This window comes from Pirellulales bacterium (assembly GCA_019636345.1).
GTDB lineage: Bacteria > Planctomycetota > Planctomycetia > Pirellulales > Lacipirellulaceae.
This window is the reverse complement of the sequence record JAHBXQ010000010.1, coordinates 104,593-126,326: the sequence shown is the minus strand read 5'-3', so window position 1 is coordinate 126,326 and position 21,734 is coordinate 104,593. Positions and strand designations below refer to the sequence as shown.

General features: G+C 68.0%; 17 protein-coding genes. 8 read left to right on the top strand and 9 right to left on the bottom strand.

Annotated features, from left to right (window positions below; translation table 11 throughout):
- Window positions 1-7: 7 nt before the first annotated feature.
- The 4 genes from KF688_18475 (at window position 8) to KF688_18460 (ending at window position 7,684) form a co-directional block, all read left to right on the top strand.
- Complete coding sequence (locus KF688_18475) at window positions 8-532, top strand: hypothetical protein (protein ID MBX3427672.1); 525 nt, start codon at window positions 8-10, stop codon at window positions 530-532.
- 984 nt (window positions 533-1,516) lie between these two features.
- Window positions 1,517-5,335: a proline dehydrogenase family protein gene (locus tag KF688_18470; protein ID MBX3427671.1), complete on the top strand. Its 3,819-nt coding sequence runs from the start codon at window positions 1,517-1,519 to the stop codon at window positions 5,333-5,335.
- Between the two features lie 114 nt (window positions 5,336-5,449).
- Window positions 5,450-6,724 carry an aminoacetone oxidase family FAD-binding enzyme gene (locus tag KF688_18465; GenBank protein MBX3427670.1) on the top strand — a complete coding sequence of 425 codons (1,275 nt, stop codon included), beginning with the start codon at window positions 5,450-5,452 and terminating at the stop codon, window positions 6,722-6,724.
- Between the two features lie 150 nt (window positions 6,725-6,874).
- Complete coding sequence (locus KF688_18460; GenBank protein ID MBX3427669.1) at window positions 6,875-7,684, top strand: DUF1080 domain-containing protein; 810 nt, start codon at window positions 6,875-6,877, stop codon at window positions 7,682-7,684.
- A gap of 55 nt (window positions 7,685-7,739) precedes the next feature.
- Here KF688_18460 and KF688_18455 read toward each other — a convergent pair whose 3' ends face one another.
- Both KF688_18455 and KF688_18450 read right to left on the bottom strand, forming a co-directional pair.
- Window positions 7,740-8,129 carry a hypothetical protein gene (locus tag KF688_18455; protein MBX3427668.1) on the bottom strand — a complete coding sequence of 130 codons (390 nt, stop codon included), beginning with the start codon at window positions 8,127-8,129 and terminating at the stop codon, window positions 7,740-7,742.
- Window positions 8,130-8,346: 217 nt separating this feature from the next.
- Window positions 8,347-9,093, bottom strand: a complete 747-nt coding sequence (locus tag KF688_18450; protein MBX3427667.1) for a superoxide dismutase — start codon at window positions 9,091-9,093, stop codon at window positions 8,347-8,349.
- Between the two features lie 358 nt (window positions 9,094-9,451).
- Here KF688_18450 and KF688_18445 point away from each other — a divergent pair, with 358 nt between their 5' ends.
- Together KF688_18445 and KF688_18440 are read left to right on the top strand one after the other, a co-directional pair.
- Window positions 9,452-10,261, top strand: coding sequence for a hypothetical protein (locus tag KF688_18445; GenBank protein ID MBX3427666.1), 810 nt, complete (start codon window positions 9,452-9,454; stop codon window positions 10,259-10,261).
- A 203-nt stretch (window positions 10,262-10,464) separates the two neighbouring features.
- A complete protein-coding gene (locus KF688_18440; protein ID MBX3427665.1) occupies window positions 10,465-11,301 on the top strand; it encodes a hypothetical protein in 837 nt (278 codons plus the stop codon).
- A gap of 116 nt (window positions 11,302-11,417) precedes the next feature.
- Here the strand turns inward: KF688_18440 and KF688_18435 are convergent, their stop codons facing one another.
- The 4 genes from KF688_18435 to KF688_18420 all read right to left on the bottom strand — a co-directional run bounded on the left by KF688_18435 (window position 11,418) and on the right by KF688_18420 (window position 14,497).
- Complete coding sequence (locus KF688_18435; GenBank protein MBX3427664.1) at window positions 11,418-12,563, bottom strand: lactonase family protein; 1,146 nt, start codon at window positions 12,561-12,563, stop codon at window positions 11,418-11,420.
- 4 nt (window positions 12,564-12,567) lie between these two features.
- Complete coding sequence (locus tag KF688_18430; protein MBX3427663.1) at window positions 12,568-13,317, bottom strand: N-acetylmuramoyl-L-alanine amidase; 750 nt, start codon at window positions 13,315-13,317, stop codon at window positions 12,568-12,570.
- 72 nt (window positions 13,318-13,389) lie between these two features.
- A complete protein-coding gene (locus KF688_18425; GenBank protein MBX3427662.1) occupies window positions 13,390-13,896 on the bottom strand; it encodes a CBS domain-containing protein in 507 nt (168 codons plus the stop codon).
- A 154-nt stretch (window positions 13,897-14,050) separates the two neighbouring features.
- Window positions 14,051-14,497, bottom strand: coding sequence for a hemerythrin domain-containing protein (locus KF688_18420; GenBank protein ID MBX3427661.1), 447 nt, complete (start codon window positions 14,495-14,497; stop codon window positions 14,051-14,053).
- Between the two features lie 510 nt (window positions 14,498-15,007).
- On the opposite strand from KF688_18420, the gene KF688_18415 reads away from it, so the two are divergent.
- Complete coding sequence (locus KF688_18415; GenBank protein ID MBX3427660.1) at window positions 15,008-16,372, top strand: sigma-54-dependent Fis family transcriptional regulator; 1,365 nt, start codon at window positions 15,008-15,010, stop codon at window positions 16,370-16,372.
- A gap of 181 nt (window positions 16,373-16,553) precedes the next feature.
- Complete coding sequence (gene floA / locus KF688_18410; GenBank protein ID MBX3427659.1) at window positions 16,554-17,546, top strand: flotillin-like protein FloA; 993 nt, start codon at window positions 16,554-16,556, stop codon at window positions 17,544-17,546.
- A 152-nt stretch (window positions 17,547-17,698) separates the two neighbouring features.
- Here the strand turns inward: floA and KF688_18405 are convergent, their stop codons facing one another.
- From KF688_18405 to KF688_18395, 3 genes are all read right to left on the bottom strand, one after another.
- On the bottom strand, window positions 17,699-18,409 hold the full coding sequence (locus KF688_18405) for a hypothetical protein (GenBank protein MBX3427658.1): 711 nt from the start codon (window positions 18,407-18,409) through the stop codon (window positions 17,699-17,701).
- 78 nt (window positions 18,410-18,487) lie between these two features.
- Window positions 18,488-19,723, bottom strand: coding sequence for a DUF1501 domain-containing protein (locus KF688_18400; GenBank protein MBX3427657.1), 1,236 nt, complete (start codon window positions 19,721-19,723; stop codon window positions 18,488-18,490).
- A gap of 113 nt (window positions 19,724-19,836) precedes the next feature.
- Window positions 19,837-21,645: a DUF1549 domain-containing protein gene (locus KF688_18395; GenBank protein MBX3427656.1), complete on the bottom strand. Its 1,809-nt coding sequence runs from the start codon at window positions 21,643-21,645 to the stop codon at window positions 19,837-19,839.
- Between the last annotated feature and the right edge of the window lie 89 nt (window positions 21,646-21,734).

Below are 21,734 nucleotides of genomic sequence, written 5' to 3'. Positions count from 1 at the left end.
GCGACCCATGTGCAAAGGGATTTCGGTGCTCAAGGCGCGGCTCAATCAGCAGTTGATCGAGGAGTACGAACTCGCCGACCGGTTGCGCGTCCGGCAGCCGCGAGCCGTCCAGACCGATCTCTTCGACGCCGCGCCGCCGGCGCTCGAGGGGTCGACCGCCGAAGAGATTCACTTCCTCTACACCGACCCCCGTCCGCAACTGCCGGTGCTGCACGAGGGGCGGATCGTCGTCTACGAATGGGGCAACCGCGGCGACAAGGACTCGCGTCTCTACCGCACCGGCTGGTGTCAGCGCGAAAGCTTGGAGGCCGGCAAGTGGCGCTGGCTGGAGCCCGAGAAAGTCGTCATTCCGGCCAACTTCGGGCTGGAGAAGGGGGTCTGGTTTCATATCGAGCAGGGGATCGAGGGAATCGTCGTCCGCGACGAGCGGCAACGGCCTCGCGTCTACATGCTCACCCAGCAGGCCAGCCACTATTACCAGACGATGACGAAGCACGACCGGGCGCCGGTGCTGATCGAGCAGGAGATTTGAGCGACGCTCTCGCCGCAATCACCGCGGAACGCTGCGGGGTGGAGGTCAGCGGCACGCAAGTCAGCCGCGCCGCACGCAACGTTGCCAATGGCAACATCAGCCCCCGGCTCTGCCGGGGGGTCGATGTCCGTTGGCACGAGCGTTGCGCCTTTGGTGCGCAACCCCCGGCCAGAGGCCGGGGCTGCCTGCGCGCGGGAGGCATTGATTTGGGCGCGGCGCTCCAGTTGGCGGCGGCGGCGGGAGAGATGCTTCTTGCTTGCGCACTCCCTTGCGAACAACCGGTGCTACCCATGGTAGGGGCGCGACAAAGCCGGGATCGTCCGCTCAATTTCCCACGGGATTCAAGTGGAAAATGGGCCATCGCATCGCGTAGAACAGATGCTGCCAGCCGCGTGCTTCGCCCGCGCTTGCGACGCAATCGCGCGCGGGCGCGTCCGCGGCTGGTCGCGAGTTTTGCTCGCCCGCTGCGAGTTTTGCTAGCAAAACCAGTCGCCCCGCGATCGGCGTCCCGGCGCGCAAGACGTTGGCTCCCAACAAGTTCGGCACAGCCTCCCCCGCCCCGCAGCCCGGGGTTTTGCACGAGAGAGTGTCGTCATTTTGCTCGCCGGCAAAATGACGACACGTTCTCCGCTCCCCCGGCAGGTTGCTGCAAGAGACGAGAGTTGAACAAGGGGACAAGCCACGCGCATCGAGCGCAACGTTCAGGAGGTTCTTGATCTTGGTCCGCGAGCCAGCCCCCTTTTTTTCAGCAGCCGGCCAAGCTGTGTTCCAAAGGTGATGAGCGGCGGGCGCTAGCCGCCGATGACGTTCGATCACATGCTTTGTCAGCTCGAGCAGTTTGGGCTGCGTCAAAGCATGAAGCCTGGGCGGCAGTTCGCCCGCGGCGAGCCGCCGGTCGGCTCATGTCGCCGTGCGCCGACAGCCGCTTGGCCCTCACGCCCCTTGCGCGCTTTGTCCCCCGCGGCAAGTCGTTACAATTCCGGCATGACCTCTCCCGCCTCCGCTTCGCCCTCCCGTCCCTCCCCCTCCGCTTCGTCGGCCCTTCGCGCGCGGGTCGGCGAGTTGCTCGCGGGCTTTCGGCCCGACCCCGATTCGTCCTGGCCGCGCGACGTGCAGCAAGCCGTCTCTCTGGCGGCGCGGCTGCAGGAGCGCGCCCGAGAGCTGCAGACCTCGGCTGAACGTCGCCAACAGGCCGAGCTCGATCGGATGATTGCCGCCCCAGCCGATCGGGCGACGCTGGTGCAGATGACCGACCAGGCGTTCCGGGCGAGAATCCCCGGGCGGGCGGCCGACCAGCTCATTCACATCCTCGACGTGCAGGGGGTTCCCCGGTTCTTCAGCGCCGTCGAGCGCACGCTGCTGCGCGGGTTTCAGTCGTTCGGCGGGTACTTGCCCGGCGTCGCGATGCCGCTGGTGAAGGAGAAGATGCAGCACGAGACGGCCAACGTGGTGTTGCCGGCCGAGGAGGAGTTGCTGGCCGAGCACCTGCGCGAGCGGCGGCGCGAGGGGGTGCGGATGAACGTCAACTTCCTGGGCGAGGCGCTCTTGGGAGAGCGCGACGCCCAGCGGCGGCTGCAGGCGTATCTGCAGGCGCTCGCCCGGCCGGAGATCGAGGTGATCTCGGTGAAGATCTCGACGATCTACTCGCAGATCTCGCCCTTGGCCCGGCGGCACACGGTCGAGGTGCTGTGCGATCGGTTGGAACTGCTGTTCCGCGCCGCGGCGAAGCACCGCTTCACGCGGGCCGACGGGACGCGAACGCCGAAGTTCGTCTATCTCGACATGGAAGAGTACCGCGACAAGGAGATCACGGCCGAGGCGTTCATGACGACGCTCGATCGTCCGGGGCTCGAACAGGCCCAGGCCGGGATCGCGCTGCAGGCGTACGTTCCCGATTCGTTCGCCACGCAGCGGCGACTCACCGAGTGGGCCCGGCAGCGCGTGCGGCGCGGCGGGGGGCCGATCACGATTCGGCTTGTGAAGGGCGCCAACATGGAGATGGAACGGGTCGAGGCCTCGGTCCGCGGCTGGCCCTTGGCCACGTACGCCGACAAGCTCGACACCGACGCCAACTATCACCGCATGCTCGCCTACGGCCTGCGGGGGGAGAACATCGAGGCAGCGCGGCTGGGGATCGCGTCGCACAACCTGTTCTCGTTGGCCTACGGATTGACGCTCGCCCACGAGTTCGGGCAGTTCGACCGGGTGCAGTTCGAGATGCTCGAAGGCATGGCGAACCATCAGCGGCGGGCCCTGCACGAGTTGGCGATCGACCTGCTGCTGTACGCCCCGGCGTGCCGGCAGGAGGAGTTCACCAGTGCGATCGGGTACCTCGTGCGGCGGCTCGACGAGAACACGGGCGAGCAGAACTTTCTGCGGCACGCGTTCAGCCTGCAAGCCGGCAGCGACGTGTGGCGTGCGCTCGAGGCGGGGTTCGTGGCGAGCTTTGCGCGGATGGAGACGACGAGCGAGGCGCCGCGGCGGGTGCAGGATCGGCGTCGGGAGGCGCTTGCCGGGGCGAGCGTCGCGACCGACGCCGCCTGCCGCGATTGGCGTCGCCTTGGCAACGCGCCCGACACCGATTGGGCGCTGCCGCAGAACGGCGAGTGGGCCGATTCGATCCTCGCCGCGTGGCGCGACCAGTGCGGCGCCGCGGCGGCGGACGTGCCCGCGGCGATTGCGGGCGAGTCGCTCGCCGAGGGTCGGTCGACGGTCGACTCGCTCGACCCGTCGCGTCCCGGGACGGTCGTCGCCCGCTGCCGCCTGGCGAGCGAGGAGGACGTCGACCGGGCCGTCGGCTGCGCGGTCGACGACCCGAGCGGCTGGCGGCGGATGACTCCGCGCGAGCGAACCGCGGTTCTCGATCGCGTCGCCGACACGATCGCCGCGCGGCGCGGCGAGCTGTTGGGCGTCATGCTTGCCGAGGGGGGAAAGCTGCTCGCCGAGGGCGATCCCGAGGTTTCCGAAGCGATCGACTTCTGCCGGTTCTACGCCCGCAGCGCGGAGGAGTGGTTCGCGACGCCGGGGCTCGCGGCCCGCGGCAAGGGGGTCGTCGCGGTCGTCTCGCCGTGGAACTTTCCGCTGGCGATCCCCTGCGGCGGCGTCGCCGCGGCGCTGGCGGCGGGGAACACGGCGATCCTCAAACCGGCGACCGATACGGCGCTGACGGCGTACAAACTGTGCGCGTGCTTCTGGGACGCCGGCGTGCCGCGTACGGCGCTGCAGTTCGCCCCCTGTCGCGGCAGCGGCGCGGGGCAGCGGCTGGCGGCCCACCCGGCGGTCGACGCCGTGGTGCTGACCGGCGGGACCGCGACCGCGCTGGCGATGCTGGCCGCCGCGCCGCGAATGCGGCTGCTGGCCGAAACGGGGGGCAAGAACGCCACGATTGTCACCGCTCTGGCCGATCGCGATCTGGCGATCAAGAACGTGTTGCACAGTGCGCTGAGCCACAGCGGGCAGAAATGCTCGGCGACGTCGCTGTTGGTCTTGGAGGAAGAGGTCTACCACGACGCCGGCTTCCGCGCGGCGTTGTGCGACGCGGTCGAGAGCCTGCGCGTCGGCTCGGCGTGGGAGCTGGCCACGAAGGTCGGCCCGCTCATTCGCCCCCCCGCGGGCGAGTTGGAGCGCGGGCTCAAGGAACTCGAACCGGGCGAGTCGTGGGCGGTGATGCCGCGACTGCACGTCGACGGCAACCCGTGCCTGGTGGGCCCGGGGGTCAAGTGGGGCGTCGCCCCGCACGGATTCACGCACGCGACCGAGTTCTTCGGCCCGCTGTTGGGGGTGCTGCCGGCTCGCAACTTGCACGACGCGATCGATCTGGTCAACGCCACGGGGTACGGACTCACCTCGGACATCGAGACGCTCGACGATCGCGAGCAGCAGTTGTGGCAGGAGTCGGTCCGCGCGGGGAACCTGTACGTCAATCGCCCCACGACCGGCGCCATCGTGCTGCGGCAGCCGTTCGGCGGGATGGGCAAAAGCGCGTTTGGTCCCGGGATCAAGGCCGGGGGGCCGAACTACGTGGCGACGCTGATGGAGTTCGAGGCGGCGACCGAGGGTGAAGGTTGCAGCGGAGCGGGCCTCAGCGCGGTCGAGACCGAAGGCATGGCGGCGGGGTCGCTGGTGCTGCCGCACGAGACGCTTGCCGTACGGCGCGAGCATTTGGATTCGTTCTGCACGGCGCTGCAAGGGCGCGTGTCGGAAGAGGAATTGACGGACTTGCGCCGCGCCGCGACGAGCTGCCTGGACGCGGCGCAAACCGAATTCGACGCGGCGCACGATCACGTTCGACTCGTGGGCGAGGACAACGTGCGCCGCTACCTGCCCGTGCCGAATCTGTGGATTCGCGTGGCGCCCGAGGATACGACTTGGGACGTGCTGGCCCGCGCCACGGCGGCGCGGGCGGCCGGCTGCCGCGCGGTGGTCAGCAGCCCCCCGGGGCTCGATCACCCCGCAGTCGCGGTGCTCGACGCGGCGACCGACCTGTGGGCGGGGGCGATCGAGTTCGTCGAGGAGAGCGACGACGAGCTCGTCGCTCTTCTGGAACAGGCCGGCGGCGAGGAGGGGGGGCCGTTCGTCGCCAGCCCGGTCGGTCGGCTGCGCTACGCGGCGCCTGACCGCGTCCCCGAGACGATCCGCCGCGCCGCGGCCGAGGGGTTCGTCCACGTCGCCGACGAGCCGGTCCTCGCCATGGGCCGGCTCGAGCTGCTCTGGTACTGTCAGGAGCAATCCCTGGCGCACGTGTACCATCGCTACGGCAACCTGGGCCGCCGCGCGAACGAAGAACGCAGTCCGGTCTTGTGAGTCCGCCAATCTGCTCGACCAAAAACGTTTCGCGCCTCGGCGCGAGTTTTCGTTCGGCGGGCGCTTCGGTCCAGGCGGATATCGCCGCCTCGCGGCGACTGCTAACTTGGGGGGATGGAGCGGTTCGAGGTCCTTGTCATCGGCGCCGGCGCGGCCGGATTGGTGGCGGCGTCGCGCGCGGCAGCGCGGGGACGCTCCGTGCTGCTCGTCGAGAAAAACGCCAAGGCGGGCGTGAAAGTGCTCATGTCGGGGGGGACCCGCTGCAATCTCACCCAGGCGACCGATGCGGCCGGGATCGCCGCGGCGTTCGGGCGCGAGCAAGGGTCGTTTCTCCGCTCGGCCCTCGCTCGGCTTGATCCCGAGGGGGTCGTCGCCATGTTTCGCGCCGCGGGAGTGGCGACCAAGGTCGAGCCCGGCGGCAAGGTGTTCCCGGCGAGCGACAGCGCGGTCGACGTGCAGCGGGCGTTGCTCGCGATACTCGCCGCGAGCGGGGCCGAGTTGCGGCTGAAAACGCCCGTGACGAACGTCGAGCGGCGCGGCGACGACTTCGTGGCGACGACCCCCGCGGGCGAGATCGCGGCCGAGCGGGTCGTCCTGACGGTCGGCGGGCAGTCGTACCCCGGGTGCGGCACGACGGGCGACGGTTACGCCTGGGCGAAGGCCTTCGGCCATCGGATCGTCCCCCCGCGGCCGGCGCTCGTGCCGCTGTTGTCCCCGGCGGCTTGGGTCGCGGAGTTGCAAGGCGTGGCGATTGCCGACGCGGTCGTCACGATGCGGTCGGCGAGCGATTTGCCGCCAGCGCCGCGGTCGCGAGGCAGAAGGCAAACCGAGCGCGGGGCGCAGGGCGTTCGCGGGGCGCTGTTGTTCACCCACTTTGGCCTGTCGGGGCCGGCGCCGATGAACGCCAGCGGGATCGTGACGGCGCAGCCGCACGCGGGGGGGTGGTCGGCGTCGTGCGATTTCGCCCCCGACGCGACGGCCGAATCGCTCGCCGCCGCGCTGGCCGCGGCCGCTCAGGACTCGGGCAAGCGGACCGCGACGAGCTGGCTGGCCGACTTGCTGCCGCGGCGCCTGGCCGAGTCGCTCGCGTCGCACGCCGGCGTCTCCGGCGAACGTCGGCTCGCCGAGCTTAGCAAGGCCGACCGGGCCGCGCTGGTCGCGGCAATCAAGAGCACGGCCGTGCCGATCACAGGGACGCAGGGATTCAAGAAGGCAGAAGTGACCGCCGGCGGAGTCGATCTCCGCGAAGTCGACTCGCGGACCATGGCGAGCAAGCTCTGCCCAGGGCTGTTTTTTGCCGGGGAAATCCTCGACCTCGACGGGCCGATCGGCGGTTACAATTTCCAGGCGGCGTTCAGCACCGGCGCCCTCGCGGGGGATGCGACGTGACCGCCGGAAGTCCATGTCCAGGCCGAACGACCGCCAAGGACTCGCATGAAAATGGCCGTGACAAGGCGCATCAAGGGCCGTCCGTAATCGTTTCGCCCCGTCTGGCGGGACTCCTATTCACCTCAGCAAACACGATAGGCGCAGTTCATCATGACGACACGACTGAGAATCATCGCGACGCTGCTGGCCCTTTGTCCGACTCTTTGGATCGCGCGGGTCGGCGTCGCCGCGGAGGAATCAAAAACTGACGGCGAATGGATTCAGCTCTTCAACGGCAAGGACCTTGACGGGTGGATCCCCAAGATCAAGGGGTACGAGGCTGGCGACAACCATGCCGAGACGTTTCGCGTCGAGAACGGCGTGCTCGTCGGCGCCTGCGACAAGTATGAAGGCGAGTTCCGCGGGCGATTCGGGCATCTGTTCTACAAGGACGAGTTTTCGCACTACGTCCTGCGGGTCGAGTACCGAATGGTCGGCGAGCAGGCCCCCGGCGGACCCGCGTGGGCGGTGCGCAACAGCGGACTGATGATCCACGGCCAGCGGCCCGAGACGATGCGCAAGGATCAAGATTTTCCGGTGTCGCTTGAGGTGCAACTGCTGGCCGGCGACGGCGTCAACCCGCGCCCCACCGGCAACCTGTGCACGCCGGGGACGAACGTCGTCTATCAGGGGAAGCTCCACACCGAGCACTGCACCCTGAGCACGAGCGACACCTATCTCAACGGCGAGTGGGTGACCGTTGAAATCGAGGTGCGCGGCAACCGACTTCTGCGCCACAAGATCAACGGCAAGACGGTCATCGAGTATTCCGAGCCGCAACTCGACGATCGCGACGCCGACGCCCGAGCGCTGCTTGAGAAGGGGGCGAAGAAGATGCTCGCCCAGGGGACGATCTCGCTGCAGTCGGAAAGCCACCCCGTCGAGTTCCGCAAAGTGGAACTGAAGCGGCTTGAGGAGTAAGTCGCAACTTCCGCCTCGAGCCGGATCGCCGCGCGATCCGGCTCGGAGCAAAGCGTCAGGCGGGGTCGCTGGGGGCGGTCTCGCGACGCTCTTTGTTCTGCAGCTCCCATGACACGATCAGCAGGACGGCCGGCAGGGCGAACCAGGCAAAGCCGAGCGTGGGGAAGGCGCCCAGGAGCAGTTTGTTGGCCGCGAAGAATCCGAGCACGCCGACCAGCGAGACGATCGCTCCGGCCAGTTCGTACCGCAAGCCGAGGGCGTACCCGCCGAACACGACGGCGATGATCCCCGTCTGCACCGCGAGCGGCAGATTGACGCCGTGGTCGGGAATCCCCTCCCATAACACGGCAAGCAGCCACGTCACTGCGAGGATGGCGGCGCTGGCCCGCGCAAGCCAGCGATAGGTGCAACAGCAGTTGGCGCGGTAGGCTTGAATCGCGCTCATCGAACCCTTCTCCTGAAACAACGGACCCGGGCCAGCGGCCCCGTGAAAGCGGGACTGTCCGTGACAGGGAAGAGCAAGTTGCGTGCCGTGCTGCGGGCGGAAAACTGTCGCCTGCGGCCGCTAGAGCTGTGCGGATAACGACGCAAACCGAGCGCGCGTCCGCACACTCGGTTTGCGATGATCGGCTTGCAGCGACGGTTTCACTGAGCGCGGCACGCTACGCCGCGGCGAAATTCGCCGCCGCCTGCTCCCAATTGACGACGTTCCACCACGCCGTGACGTAGTCGGGCCGCAGGTTGCGGTACTTCAGGTAGTAGGCGTGCTCCCACACGTCGAGCCCGATGACGGGCGTCTGGCCGAGCGACAGCGGACTGTCCTGGTTGGCGGTGGTGGTGATTTCGAGCCCCTGGGGACCTTTGACCAGCCAAGCCCAGCCGCTGCCGAATCGGCTTCCGGCCGCCGCCGCGAACTGCTCCTTGAACTTGTCGAACCCGCCGAACTTGGCGTCGATCGCGGCGGCCAGAGCGCCGGTCGGGGCGCCTCCCTGGCCGGGTCCCATGATCGTCCAGAAGAACGTGTGGTTCACGTGCCCGCCGCCGTGGTTCTGCACGGCGGTGCGAATCGACTCGGGGACGCTCGCTAAGTTCGTCACGAGCTCGGTCGGCGATTGAGCGAGCAGATCGTCGTGCCCGGCGAGCGCGGCGAGCAGCTTGTCGATGTACGCCTGATGGTGCTTCGTGTGGTGGATCGTCATGGTCTCGGCGTCGATGAACGGCTCGAGCGCGTCGTAGCCGTACGGCAGTTTGGGGAGCGCGTAGGCGGCGCCCGGCGCGGCGGCGGCGGCACGACGGGGCGTCGTGGCGGCGAGGCCCGCGGCGCCGACGGCCAGCGCGGTCGCGGCCGAGCGGCCCAGAAATTCACGGCGGTCGGGGGAAGCGGGACGGCGATCGTTCGGCGAGGTCATGGTGCGGCGACTCCCGGTGGAAGGCAGGCGAGCGGGTTCCCAGGCGTGGCGGCGGGCCTTGTGCGAGACGACTCCGCGACGCTCGACCCTTATCCTACTGGCCCCGCCGAGGGCGAACCAGCAGCGGCAACGTGCGGGTCGTGACGCGGTTTACAGAACCGCGGACGTCGCTCAGCGACCCGTGCTAGCGAGAGTCGGGCGGCGAATGCCGATTCCCCGCGAACCCGCGCTGCGGATTGTGCGTACCCAGTTCCAGACAATACGACCACACGACCCCCGCGGCAGGAAGAGCGGGTTGGCTGGTCCGAGTCGGTCCCAGAGAGGCGGACCGACGCGGCCTCTCGGAGTCCAACCCGCCATGACCGCCTCAATCGTCGGGCCCTTCGTCCTTGCTCGGGCGGCGTCGCTGCTGCCGGTCGCCGCCGCCCTGGTCGCCGCGATTCCCGTCGCCGCCGGCGCCGGCGACCCGTCGGTCGTCTTCGACTTCGCCCGCACCGTCGAGTGCCGCGAACTGCCGGCCGAGGACTTTCCGCAACTCTACCCCGGCGAGAAGGTCATCGAGGCGACGCTGCAGTTGAGCGTGCACCTGCTGGCCGGCGACGCGGCGCGGGTCGAAGAACTGCGCGTCGAACTGACTGACCCCGATCGCCGCATGCGGGTGATCGACTTCTCGCCGCAGACGAAGCTCGAGAGCAGCTTCTCGCAGGACATCGAGTACGTGAAGACAGTCGAGCAAGGCCAGACGCTCGGGCTGTCGCTGGGGGGGCAATTGCCCACTCCCATCGGCGGGGCGATCGCAAACGTCACTCCTTCGGCGACCACGGGGATGACCAATCGCGAGATCGTCACCGAGAAGCAGTGCCGCATTCCGCCCAAACTGGTCGCGGTCGCCGCGGGGACGATCGACGAGGCCCATGGCGTGGCGTTCAAACTGCGCCCCTCGCCGCAGACGACGCTCGAGGGGATGCACGAATTCACCGTCCGGCTGGTCGTCTCTGAGAAGTGGCGCGGCGATTCGCTACGGGTCGCATGCACCGCCTCCGGCGCCAGCAAGGTGTTGTGGGTCAAGCAGCGAAAAACTTGGGCGAGCACCGTCGCCGAGACGGCCCTCTACCTCGCGGGAGACCCCGAGGCACGGCAAGCGGCACGGCGCTACGTGCGGGAGTAGCGGCCATTCGGTTGCGGGTAGTAGATTGACGCCAGTCAGAACTTCGCAGCGAGCCGCGGCGTCCTCGCCCGCGGCGAAGCAGCGGCGCCACTTCGACTTGACCCGCTCCGGCCCGTTCCGCTACGGTTCCGACCCCCTCGGCCGGGACCAGATCGGACGCGGCAAGGGGCTGCAATCACGCGGGTCTATCTCCGAGCCGGACGATGTCGCTGCTCCGACTTCTGCTGCTGACCGCCCTGGCTGCCATGGCGCCGCCGGGCGTCGAACGGGCTGTCAGCCAATCGATCCTGTTCTGGCAAGGATCGGACGCCGCCGAGCCGTTCGGCGCCGAGGATCCCCACTCCGAGAACGACGTTCCTCGCATTCCCGAGCCGATGGTGTTCGACCTCGTCCGCTCGCTGGGCGCTCGGCGGGGGGAGTTGGAAGTCAACACGCTGGCCTTGTTTCCGTTGCGACGGTTGCGCGGCCCCGCGAGCGGCGACCCGGCTGCGTTCGAGCGCCGCGCGGGGACGGCTTGGGCGCCGGAGATCGAGTACGCCCTGTTTGACGACTTCGCTGTGGAGTTCGAGTTGCCGTGCGAGGATTCCCAAGTCGAGGCCTACAAAGCGGCCGCCCAGTACACCTTCGGCACGAGCCTGGACAACGCGTACGTCCACGGGTGCCAGATGATCTTCGAGCAGGTGCTCGACCCGGGAGTCTCCGAGCTGACGCTTCTTTATTTGGCCGGCATCCAGTTCGACGAGCGCTGGAGCGCGCTGGCGATGGCGGGCTTTCGCACGTTCATGGGCCGAAACGAACCGGACGAGAACGCCGCGGGGCTCTTCAACCTGTCGATCTTCTATCACTTGTGCCAGGAAGTGACCGTGGGGATCGAGACGAACCGAGCGACGTTCGTCGACGGGGCCGGCTCGCTGCTGGTCATGCCGCAACTTCATTGGGAAGTCACGGACCACGTCATGATGCAGCTTGGCTGCGGAGCGGAATTCGTCGACGAAGAGAGCCTGCCGATCGCGGGCCTGCGGGCGATCTACACGTTCTGAACGGGGGCGAAGCGGCGGAGGCTCCGCCGGCGTCATCCGGGGCTTCACGAGAATCGAGTTCGCGACAAGATGCGAAGGCGCGACCGCTCGACGATCATGCCGTCTTCGCACCGAGTTCAGGGCTCTGCAAACAGCAAACAAACTGGCGCCGGCACGTTCGCCTGCTTGTCAGTCGCCTGCAACCGGCCGTCGGCGGCGATGCGGAAGACCGTGATCGTGCCGCTGTTTTGGTTGGCGGCCAGCAGCCACTGGCCGCCGGGCGAGAACGTGAAATGGCGCGGCGTCTTGCCGCCAGTAGAGACGCGTTCCAAGAACTTTGGCTCGCCCGTCGCGGGTTCGAGGCGGAAGACGACGATCTCGTCGCGACCGCGGAGCGAGGCGTACAGCGTCTCTCCCCCGGGATGGACGGCGATTTCGGCGCCGGAGACGCCCGCGCGATCCGCGCTCGTCGGCATCGCGTCGACCGTGCGGCGATCGCTCAACACGCCGCGCCGGGGATCGTAGTCGAACTGGTCGACGGTCAGATCCAACTCGTTGATCGAGTACGCACGCCGGCCGTCGGGGTGAAACGCGATGTGTCGCGGGCCGGCGCCGGGAGCGGTCGCTGCGAACGGGGGATCGTTCGGTTCGAGGGTCCCGGCGGCGGCGTCAAAGCGGTACTGCACGATCCGGTCGAGCCCCAGATCGGGGACGAAGGCGAATCGTTCGTCGGGCGAGAGCACGATTTGATGCGGATGGGGCGAGGTCTGCCGCGCGGGGTCGACGCTCGAACCCTCGTGCGTGAGCAATGTCGCCAGCGGCTTGAGCGCTCCGCGGGGGCCGGTCGGCAGCACGCCGACCGTGCCGCTGCCGTAGCCGACCACCAACACGTTCTTGCCGCCGCCATCGACCGCAAGATGGCAGGGGCTCGTCCCCCCCGCGGGCTGGCGGCTCACAAGTTCCAACGTCCCGGCGTCGCGATCGATGCGAAACGCCGTCACTGCCCCGGACGGTTTGCCCTCGTACTCGTTGACCTCGTCGGAGCTGTACAGGGTCGCGCCGGCAGGGTCGAGCGCCAGGAACGACGGGTTCTCGACTCCCGTCGTCACCGGCCCGGGGGCCAGGGCGCCAGTCTCGTCGTCAAACAGCAGCGTAGTGATGCCGCGGCTGTCGGTTCCGCGGGTGTAGGCGCCGACGAACAGCAAGGTCTCCTCCGCGCAGGCGAGGCGAGCGAACGACGCCACCAGCAGCGCCGCCAGGGCGCAAGTCGTTTGAACGGGCATGCGTTCACTTTCGCGGTTTCGTGTCGGTGATCAGGACCGTCGGCCCGTCGGGGAGCGGGGGCCCCAGCTCGATTTCCGGGTCCTTGCCCGTCAGCACGAACTCGACCCACTTGGGAAACTGGCCGTCGTCGAAGTACCGGGCAAAATCGCGCCCCGGGCAACTCGTTTGCCCCGGAGCCGCTTTGGCGTGCGTGCTGACGTCGGCCAGCTTCAGCCCCTGCGAATCAATCAGCCAGGCGACGGTGCGCACCGCGGCGTCGACCTGGGCAAGGCTGGGTCGCTGCTCCTCGAAGTTCCCCATCAGTTCGACGCCGACGTGTCCCGCCAGGTCGTACTTGGTGTTCGACTCGGGCTCGTACTCGAGGGGGCGGCCCTCGAACACCCGGCCGTCGGGGGCGATGAGAAAGTGATACGGCAGGTCGGGCCAGTAGGTGTTGCGCGGGGGTTGTTCGATCTCGGGGCGGCGCTTCCCCCAGCTTTGCATGTTGCGCAGGAACTCGACCGGGTCGCGATCCGCGGTCCACAGCACGCCAGCGTGGTGGAGCGTCACGTACTTCGGCTTGTGGCGCCGCTCGGCGGGGATGGGGTCGGGCTTTGAGCCCCACGCGCGGGCCGCGACGTACAGCCGCGGGCGCGGAACCTCGCGCCGGGGCTCAGCGGCCGGAGCGAGCGACGACCAGATCGACGAGACGGCGACGGCCAGCAGCGAGCCGGCGAACAGATGCGCTTGGCGATTGGTCGGACATCGAGACACGCCCGAGGCTCCCGGGGACGGCGGCACACTGGTCGGCGAAGCCGCCAGGATACCACACGCCCGGGAGGGGCGTCACTTCGGCGCGGGCGATTTCGCGTGCCGGCCGGCGATGACGCGGACCAGATCCATCGCCGAGATAATCCCCCGCAGCCCCCCCGATCGGGTCAACACCAGGGCCCGGTGGACGTCGGCGTCGGCCAGCGTGCGGGCGATCTCGGGAATCGTCGCTTCCAGAGGCACGCAGATCAACTCGCGGGTCATGAGTTCCTGGACCAGGGTGTCGCCGAACTTCTCGAGCGAAAACGAACTGGCCCGCAGCGACTCCCACTTGCCGGTCTCGGCATTGAAGAACTCGACCATGTCGGCGCCGTCGGCGGTCGCGTCGCCGGCGTGTTCTTCCTCGTGGTTGAGGATGTCGGTGGCCGAGATCAGCCCGACGCACACGTCGCGCTCGTCGACCACCGGCAGTCCGGAGACATGGTTTTCCGTCATCAAATCGAGCGCGTCGCGGAGCGAATCCCGCGGACCGATGGTGACGAGGTCGCGCTGAAGAATATCGGCGGCGGTGAGGTGTTCCATGGCAAGCGTTCCTCTCCAACATGAGCCGAGGGGGCGGGCCTTGTGAGAACCGCGCAAGGCGCGGGAACCGCCGCGCACGATCGGGATCAGCCAAGAACAATACCGACGGGAGCCGGAGCTTGGCGCTGGAATCTGTTATCGCTCGTTGAATCCTCTAATCCTTCGTTCCGACGTCTTGGGTGAAGGCTTCCTGCAGCAGCGCGTTCTCTTCCGACTCGTGGCGGGAGATCGTCTTGGCGAAGCTGCTGAAGTCGCTCTGCACGCGGACCCACCACGCGGCGGATTCGACCCCCGAGTGGACGAGGATCCGCAGTTTCTCGATCGCTTCCTGGAGCGGTTCGTGCTCGTCCCCCAGGGTCTTGGCGCGCGAGGCGAGTTGCGGGGCCTGATGCACGGCTTCGCGCATGTATCCCCCCTCCTCCTCGCGCTGAAAGTGGCCTTCGCACAACTCGGCGAGCTGAGTGACGAGTTTCTCGAGGGCTCGTTTCGAACGCCGCTGGTCCGCGAACTGTTTGCGGATGTCGGCCAGCAGACCGTTGAGCTCGTGATGGTCGACCTGCACGGCGTCGGCGAGCTTGTGATTCGTGACGTCTTGCGCCATGCTGGGGGCTCCTGTGTAAGGACGAAAAGCAGTTCGTCAAGCGGCGCCTGGAAACACGGAGGGAGGAAAGGCAAGCCGCGTGCCAACGGGAGATTTTGCGAGGGAAGGCGGCGATTTTCGGCGTGGCCAGCGCCCAGGTTCCGCCGGGGGAAGCGGGGCGCTGAGCCGTCGTGTCGACGTTGGTGTGCGAGGCCGCACAGTCGGGGCCCGCGGCCTGCCGGTCGACGCCGGTCGCGGTCAGCTCAGCGGAACTCGGGGGCAGGAATCCCCGGTTTCCATCGAAACCAGAGCGAGCGTTCGCTCCGGCGCACGACTTGCACACCCGATGGGACGGCTGGGGACTGGCGGTCCCCTCGGGATCAAGTTCGCCGCTTGAGCCGGCCCCCAGCCGTATTTTTGGGGCATGAGTTGGAGTCCCGACTCCGCTCCTCCCACCGCAAACGCCGACGAGTTCTGCAGCGCGCCCTGCGCTCCTCGGTCGGTGTGCGGCGCGTTAGATTGAGACTTGCCATGCCCGCTTCGCACTCTTCAGTCCCTGTGGATCTCCTGTTGGTCGACGACGACGACGATCTTCGTCGCGGCATGGCGCGTTACTTCGGGGAACTCGGCTACGCTGTCGCCGAAGCGGGGACCGGCGAGGCCGCCCTCCCCCTGGCCCGGGAACGCGAGTTTCAGCTCGCCGTGCTGGACATGGCCATGCCCGGGATGTCGGGGATCGATCTGCTGGGCCGCATCAAAGCCGAGAGCCCCGACACCGAAGCGATCATGCTCACGGGCGAAGGGACGATCGAATCGGCCGTCGAAGCGATGAAGCTGGGGGCCAGCGACTTCCTCACCAAGCCGGTGCGGATGAAGCAGCTCGACGCCGTGCTGAAGAAGGCGCTCGAGACCCGCAAGCTGCGGCGCGAGAACGAACAATTGCGGGCGCTGATCAATCGCACCGACGGCGAGAAGCCGATGATCGGCGAGTCGACGGCGATGAAGGCCGTGTTCCGGCTCATCGACCGCGCCGGCCCGAGCGACAAGCCGATCCTCATCCAAGGCGAAAGCGGCACGGGCAAGGAACTGGTCGCCCGGGCCCTGCATCAGGTGAGCCCCCGGGCCGACAAGCCGCTGGTGGTGATCAACTGCGCGGCGCTCCCCGAGCCGCTCCTGGAAAGCGAACTGTTCGGCCACGAGAAGGGGGCGTTCACCGGCGCCGCGGTCGCCAAGCCCGGGTTGTTCGAGGTGGCCGACGGCGGGACGCTGTTCATCGACGAGATCGGCGAATTGGCCCCCGCGCTGCAGCCGAAGCTGTTGCGGGTGCTTGAGGACGGCTCGCTGCGGCGAGTCGGGTCGCTCAAGGAGCGGCGCGTCGACGTGCGCGTCGTCGCGGCGACGAATCGCGACTTGGCCGAGGAGGTCGAGGAGCATCGGTTCCGCAGCGACCTGTACTATCGAATCAACATCATGACGATCGACTTGCCCCCCTTGCGCCAACGGGGCGAGGACGTGTTGTTGATCGCCGATCACCTGCGCGGCCCGGGGTGGCGATTCGAGCCCTCGGCGATCGAGGCGATCCGCCGCTACAGCTGGCCGGGCAACGTCCGGCAGCTCATCAACGCGATCGAGCGGATGAAGATTCTGGCCGACGACGAAGTGCTGCGACGCGACAACCTGCCGGCCGAGGTGCTGGCCGCCGAGGCGAACCCGCAAAGCGCCTTGATGGACCCCGAGGCCGATCTGGCCGCGATCACTCGTGCGCACGTCGTGCAGACGCTCACCCGCGAGAACGGCAACAAGCTGCGCGCGGCCCGCAGCCTGGGAGTCAGCCGCCGCAGCCTGTACCGGCTGCTGGAGAAGTACGACATCAAAAAGGAAGAGATCCGGGGGTGACCTGAGCGACAGGTCGACGGTTTCGCGGGAGACGCCGAACCTGTGCGGTGCGGCTGGCGGGAGGCGGCGCCGCCCTGCTTCGCCGCTTCGCTGGACGCGCCTTGGTTTTCGGGGGCGAAATCGCGTATGATCACGTCGGCGGCGCCGGGGCCGCGACGTACCTGCTTGTGAGGATTTCGCCGTGTCGACTCTGCTCGCCTTTGCGCCGCCGCTCGCCTTGACCAACGCACAGATCGCCTGGATCGTCGCCGCGGTCTTCTTGGGCATCATCGGCTTGGTGTTTCTGCTGCTGTTGTTCAACGTGTTCGGCCTATGGATTCGGGCCTTCACGTCAAACGCCCGGGTCAGCCCCTTGAGCCTCATCGGGATGAAACTGCGGCAGGTGAACGCCGCGACGATCGTCGACGCCAAGATCATGGCGATGCAGGCCGGCGTGGGGACCGACCCCGACACGGGGATCACGACCCAGCGGCTCGAAGCCCACTATCTCGCCGGCGGCGACGTGCCGCGGGTGATCGACGCGATCATCGCGGCTCACCGGGCCGACATCGACTTGGATTTCGACCGTGCCGCGGCGATCGACCTCGCCGGGCGCGACGTGCTCGACGCGGTGCGGACGAGCGTTTACCCGAAAGTGATCGACTGCCCCGACCCCGACAAGTCCCCCAAGACGACCCTCAGCGCGGTCGCCAAGAACGGGGTCGAGCTCAAGATTCGCGCCCGCGTCACCGTGCGGACGAATCTGGGCCAGCTCATCGGCGGGGCGACCGAAGAGACGGTCATCGCGCGCGTCGGCGAGGGGATCATCACCGCGATCGGCTCGTCGGGGGATCACCTTGAGGTGATGGAGAACCCCGACAAGATCAGCAAGGCGGTGCTCGCCCGGGGACTCGACGCCCATACGGCGTTCGAGATCGTATCGATCGACATCGCGGACATCGACATCGGCGAAAACATCGGCGCGAGATTGCAGGCCGATCAGGCCGAGGCCGACACGCGCAAGGCCCGGGCCCTGGCCGAACAACGCCGGGCCGACGCGATCGCTCGCGAGCAGCAGATGAAGGCGAAGACCGCCGAGAACCGCGCGGTGGTTCTGCTGGCGCAGGCCGAGGTCCCCCTGGCGATGGCCGAGGCGTTCCGCGAAGGCCGACTGGAAACGCTGTCGGCGCAGTGAGCTGCGCAGCGGCTCGCCCTCGAAAGCAGCGCGTCCTCTTATGCGCTGCGATGCCTGTTCGCACCTAGCGCATTGACATGCTCAGTGCGTCGTCAACTCGCATTTCTTGGGGTGGCGACGACGCACTCGCGATCAACCGAACGACGGTCCGCTCAATCCCGCGCTCGAGCTCGCAGCGGCAATCGGTCGCCCATGCGCTCGAGGTAACGGCGCGCTTGCCGGTCGGCGATCTGTTGTCGCGTGGCGACCGAACGGTAGGTTTCGATCGACACGCCCGCGACCAGACACGCAAACCAGCAGGCGGCCGCGGCGACAACGAGCTTTTGCACAAGCATCGCTCCGCTCGTGCCGCCGACGGCGGCGTACAGCACGGTCGCCAAGACAAGCCCGGCTCCGGCGCCAAGCGACGCGCGCGTCACCGCGCCCGTCGCCGCCTGACTCGCCAGGTACAGGGGGACCATCAGGACCAACGGCCCGAGCCACAGGGCCAAGGCCGCGTAGTGGGCCTGCTCGTATCGGTCGTACGGCGTAAGCCCAAGCGCCGCCAATCCCAAGGCGGTCAGGATGCCGAGGACCGACATGGCGCCCCGTCCGAACGCCAGCGAGGCCGGCATCACGACGAAAAACGGCACGAGCGATGCGCCCAGACAGAGAATCGCGCCGTTGAAGACGGTCGCCGCCGTGCGATTGTCGGCGCCGGCGTGCGTCACGCCGCGTCCCAGGTCGCTGAGGAAGTTGCTCGCAAGCGAATACCGCTCGGGATAGTGGCTGATCGCGATCGAGACGGCGACGACGAACTGGACGATCCCCGCCGCGGCGATCAGACCGTAGAGCACGTTGCGGCGATGGGTGCGCGTTTGCATTGCGGCGTTGGCGAGTTTCCGGCCTGCGCCTCGGTCAATCGGCAACCTGTTTTGGGCGCCGCCTTCAGAGCAAGGCCCCTACGCAATCAACCCCTCGATCGTCTTCCCCCCGCCGGCGATCTTCATCGGTCGGCCGTTCGAGGCGGTATAGGTCGTGGCGAGCGAGATGCCCATCGCTTGGCAGACGGTCGCCATGAGGTCTTCGCTGCTGTAGGGGGCGGTCTCGACGCGCGTGCCGTCGTCATTGGTGGCGCCGATGACGCCGCCGCGGGCGAGCCGGCCGCCGCCGGCGACCACGCTCCAACTGCGGGCCCAGTGGTCGCGGCCCGCGTTGGCGTTGATCCGCGGAGTGCGGCCGAATTCGCCCATCCATAGGACGATCGTGTCGTCGTACAACCCGCGGTCGACGAGGTCCTCGACCAAGGCGCTCATCGCCTGATCGAGTTCGGGAAGTTTCGTCTGGAGCGTGTCGAAGCAGTTTTGATGGAGATCCCAGCCCCCCATCGTCACCTCGACGAACGGCACGCCCGCCTCGACGAGTCGCCGGGCCATGAGGCACCCGCGGCCGAAGCCGGTGGCGCCGTACTTCTCGCGCGTGGTCGGGGATTCCTGATCGACGCGGAACGCCGACATCTGCTCGGTCGTCATCAGTTGTCGGGCGCTTTCCAGGACCTTGGCGTGCTCCTCGGCGGCGCTGCCGCGGTTTTCGCGGATGAAGCGACGCTCCAACAGCCCCAACAGTTGCATCCGGTCGTTCATCCGCGCGGCGTCGGGCGTCCGTTCGAGATCGCGGACGCGGCCGTTCGAGTCGACCTGGAACGGGGCGTAGGCCATGCCGAGGAAGCCGGGCCCCTCGCTGGCGCCGCCGATCGAGACGAAGGGGGGGATCTCAAGCCCCGGGACGGGGACCTCCTTGGCCACGACGCTGCCGTAGCTGGGGTGGACGACGTTGGGGTTGGGGACGAACCCGGTGTGAAGGTAGTACGTGCCGCGGGTGTGGTCCGCCTCGCGAGTGCTCATCGAGCGCACCACCGTAAGCTGGTGCATTTGCTTGGCGAGCTTCGGCATGAGCTCGTTGATCTGGACCTCGCCGGTGGTGGCGATCGGCTTGAACTCGCCGCCGGTCGTGGCGCCGGGCTTCATGTCCCAGATGTCGATGGTGGGCGGTCCGCCGCCCATCCACAGCAGAATGCACGACTTGCGACTCCGTTTGAGCTGCGCCGCGTTGGCCCGCAGCGACCGACCCAGGGCCAGCGCCGATCCGGCCAGCGCGCTCGCCCCGGCCAGATGGGACATAAAGTGACGACGCGTCATGCCGACAGGAGGGATCATCGGGCAAGAAGGGGTTCGGGGCGAAGGTTCGACAAGGGTGGGGGGAGCCAAAAGGCGAGAGGTCTGCGCTCGCCTCCGAACTCTCATCACTCTCTCTAATGCACCAAAATGAACTCGTTGCTGTTCAGCACGGCCCACCAGACGTCGGCGAGGGTGGCGGGGACGTCGCCGCCGCGGGCCGCCAGCAGGCTGTTGCACGCCTTGGTCTCCTCGCCCGTCGGCGTGCGGGCGAGCGCCGCGCGGTACAGGTAGTTGATCTTCTCGCGGTTGGAGAGCGACGCGTTGTTGGCGACGCTCGCCAGAAAGCTCCCCCCGTCGGTCCGGCAGGCCCGGCGCACCAACTCGCCGTTCATCAGAGTGAGCGCCTGGGGAATCGAACCGTTGAAGGTCGTCCCCTCGGTCCCTTCGTCGTTGCCGAACGCGGTGTTGAACTGGGCGAGCCAGCGGGCCTTCAGCGCGTCGCGCCTATCGTCGGGAGCGGCGGCGTCGGCCTGAGTCGCGGCCAACAGCGAGTCGTACAACTGCTCGGCGGTCATCTGCCGCAGGTAGAACCGCGCGAACAGCGGCGGCCGGCCTTGCTGCGGGTCGTCGGCCGCATTGCCGGCGCTGGTCTTGCTCGACAGGGCGTACGGCCGACTGAGGACGATCGCCCGGATTAGTTCCTTGAGGTCGTAGCCGCCGGCCGCGAAGTTTTCGGCCAGAAAGTCGAGCAGTTCGGGATTCGACGGCGGGTTATGGGGGCCCATGTCGTCGATCGGCTTGGTGAAGGCGTAGCCGAAGAAGTGGGCCCACATCCGATTGACCGCGGCCCGCGACAGTTCGGGCGCCCCGAGGACCAGTTTCGCCAACTCGTCGCGCCGGCGGACGTCGGCCAGTCGGCCGCTGTTGCCGTACTCGGTTCCGCGATCGGCCAGCACCTCGGCCAGGGCCGTGCCGTCGATGAACGCCGGAAACGCGGCTCGAACCAAGCCGTTGCGCTGCTCGAAAAAGATCGGCGCCTCGCGAATCGCGGCCGCGTCGCGATCGACGAGCTTGCCGTCGCGCAACTCGAGCACGATGTCGCTGCGGTAGTCGCCGCCGTCTCCTTTCCCCTCGCCGGCGAAGTCGACGTCGTACAGCGTCGCCTCGCGACTGCGGGGGTCGTCCTCGTCGCGGGTGAAGCGAACGCGCGTCTGCCGGAAGAAGGCGTTGAGTTCCCAAAACTGGTTCTGACGATACTCGTTCGAGGGATGGTCGTGGCACTGCGTGCACTGGACCCCCATCCCGAGGAAGATTTGGGCCGTCTTGGCGGTCGCCTGGACGCCCCCCTCGTCGAGCTTCTCGATAAGAAAGTTCACGGCCCCGTTGAAATTGGGCATGTCGGGCCGGGCGTCGCCGACGGCGGTCAGCAGTTCGTGCACCAGCCGGTCGTAGGGTTTGTTGGCGAGCATCGCGTCGTGGAGGTAGCGCGTCATCCCCGCGCGGCTGGTCAACGATCGCCGCTGCGTTCCTCCCGTACGGCCGATGAGGAGATTGGTCCAGATCGTCCCCCAATTGCGGGCGTATTCGGCTTCGTACTCGCTCCCCAGCAGGCGATTGACAAGCTCGGCGCGTTTGCGCGGCGATTTGACGGCGAGGAAGGCGTCAAGTTCCTCGACCGTGGGGACGCGCCCGACGAGATCGAGAAACACGCGGCGACACCATTCGCCGTCGGTGGCCGCGGCGGCGGGACGCACGCCGTGCTCGCCCCAGTTGCGGGCGACCAGTTCATCGATCTTGGCGACGGCAGCCGATTCGAGCAGGGCGTCGCCCGAGGGGACGCTCTCGGCGGCGCGGGCCGTGAGCGGCAGAAGCCCCAGCGCCAGGACGGCGACGACGCTCGCCAGTGCGGGCGTCAGGCGGCAGAGCGTCGCGCAGTGCGGCATAGCAGGCGCCTGGGCAAGGGCGTGAGGAAAAGACGCGGGACAGGCTGGCGGCAGTCGCCCCCTAACGTATTCTACCGACGACACGCCGA

Coding starts and splice junctions, on each gene's coding strand:
- KF688_18475 (MBX3427672.1), top strand. CDS start 8: ATGTGCAAAGGGATTTCGGTGCTCAAGGCGCGGCTCAATCAGCAGTTG.
- KF688_18470 (MBX3427671.1), top strand. CDS start 1,517: ATGACCTCTCCCGCCTCCGCTTCGCCCTCCCGTCCCTCCCCCTCCGCT.
- KF688_18465 (MBX3427670.1), top strand. CDS start 5,450: ATGGAGCGGTTCGAGGTCCTTGTCATCGGCGCCGGCGCGGCCGGATTG.
- KF688_18460 (MBX3427669.1), top strand. CDS start 6,875: ATGACGACACGACTGAGAATCATCGCGACGCTGCTGGCCCTTTGTCCG.
- KF688_18455 (MBX3427668.1), bottom strand. CDS start 8,129: ATGAGCGCGATTCAAGCCTACCGCGCCAACTGCTGTTGCACCTATCGC.
- KF688_18450 (MBX3427667.1), bottom strand. CDS start 9,093: ATGACCTCGCCGAACGATCGCCGTCCCGCTTCCCCCGACCGCCGTGAA.
- KF688_18445 (MBX3427666.1), top strand. CDS start 9,452: ATGACCGCCTCAATCGTCGGGCCCTTCGTCCTTGCTCGGGCGGCGTCG.
- KF688_18440 (MBX3427665.1), top strand. CDS start 10,465: ATGTCGCTGCTCCGACTTCTGCTGCTGACCGCCCTGGCTGCCATGGCG.
- KF688_18435 (MBX3427664.1), bottom strand. CDS start 12,563: ATGCCCGTTCAAACGACTTGCGCCCTGGCGGCGCTGCTGGTGGCGTCG.
- KF688_18425 (MBX3427662.1), bottom strand. CDS start 13,896: ATGGAACACCTCACCGCCGCCGATATTCTTCAGCGCGACCTCGTCACC.
- KF688_18420 (MBX3427661.1), bottom strand. CDS start 14,497: ATGGCGCAAGACGTCACGAATCACAAGCTCGCCGACGCCGTGCAGGTC.
- KF688_18415 (MBX3427660.1), top strand. CDS start 15,008: ATGCCCGCTTCGCACTCTTCAGTCCCTGTGGATCTCCTGTTGGTCGAC.
- KF688_18405 (MBX3427658.1), bottom strand. CDS start 18,409: ATGCAAACGCGCACCCATCGCCGCAACGTGCTCTACGGTCTGATCGCC.
- KF688_18400 (MBX3427657.1), bottom strand. CDS start 19,723: ATGACGCGTCGTCACTTTATGTCCCATCTGGCCGGGGCGAGCGCGCTG.
- KF688_18395 (MBX3427656.1), bottom strand. CDS start 21,645: ATGCCGCACTGCGCGACGCTCTGCCGCCTGACGCCCGCACTGGCGAGC.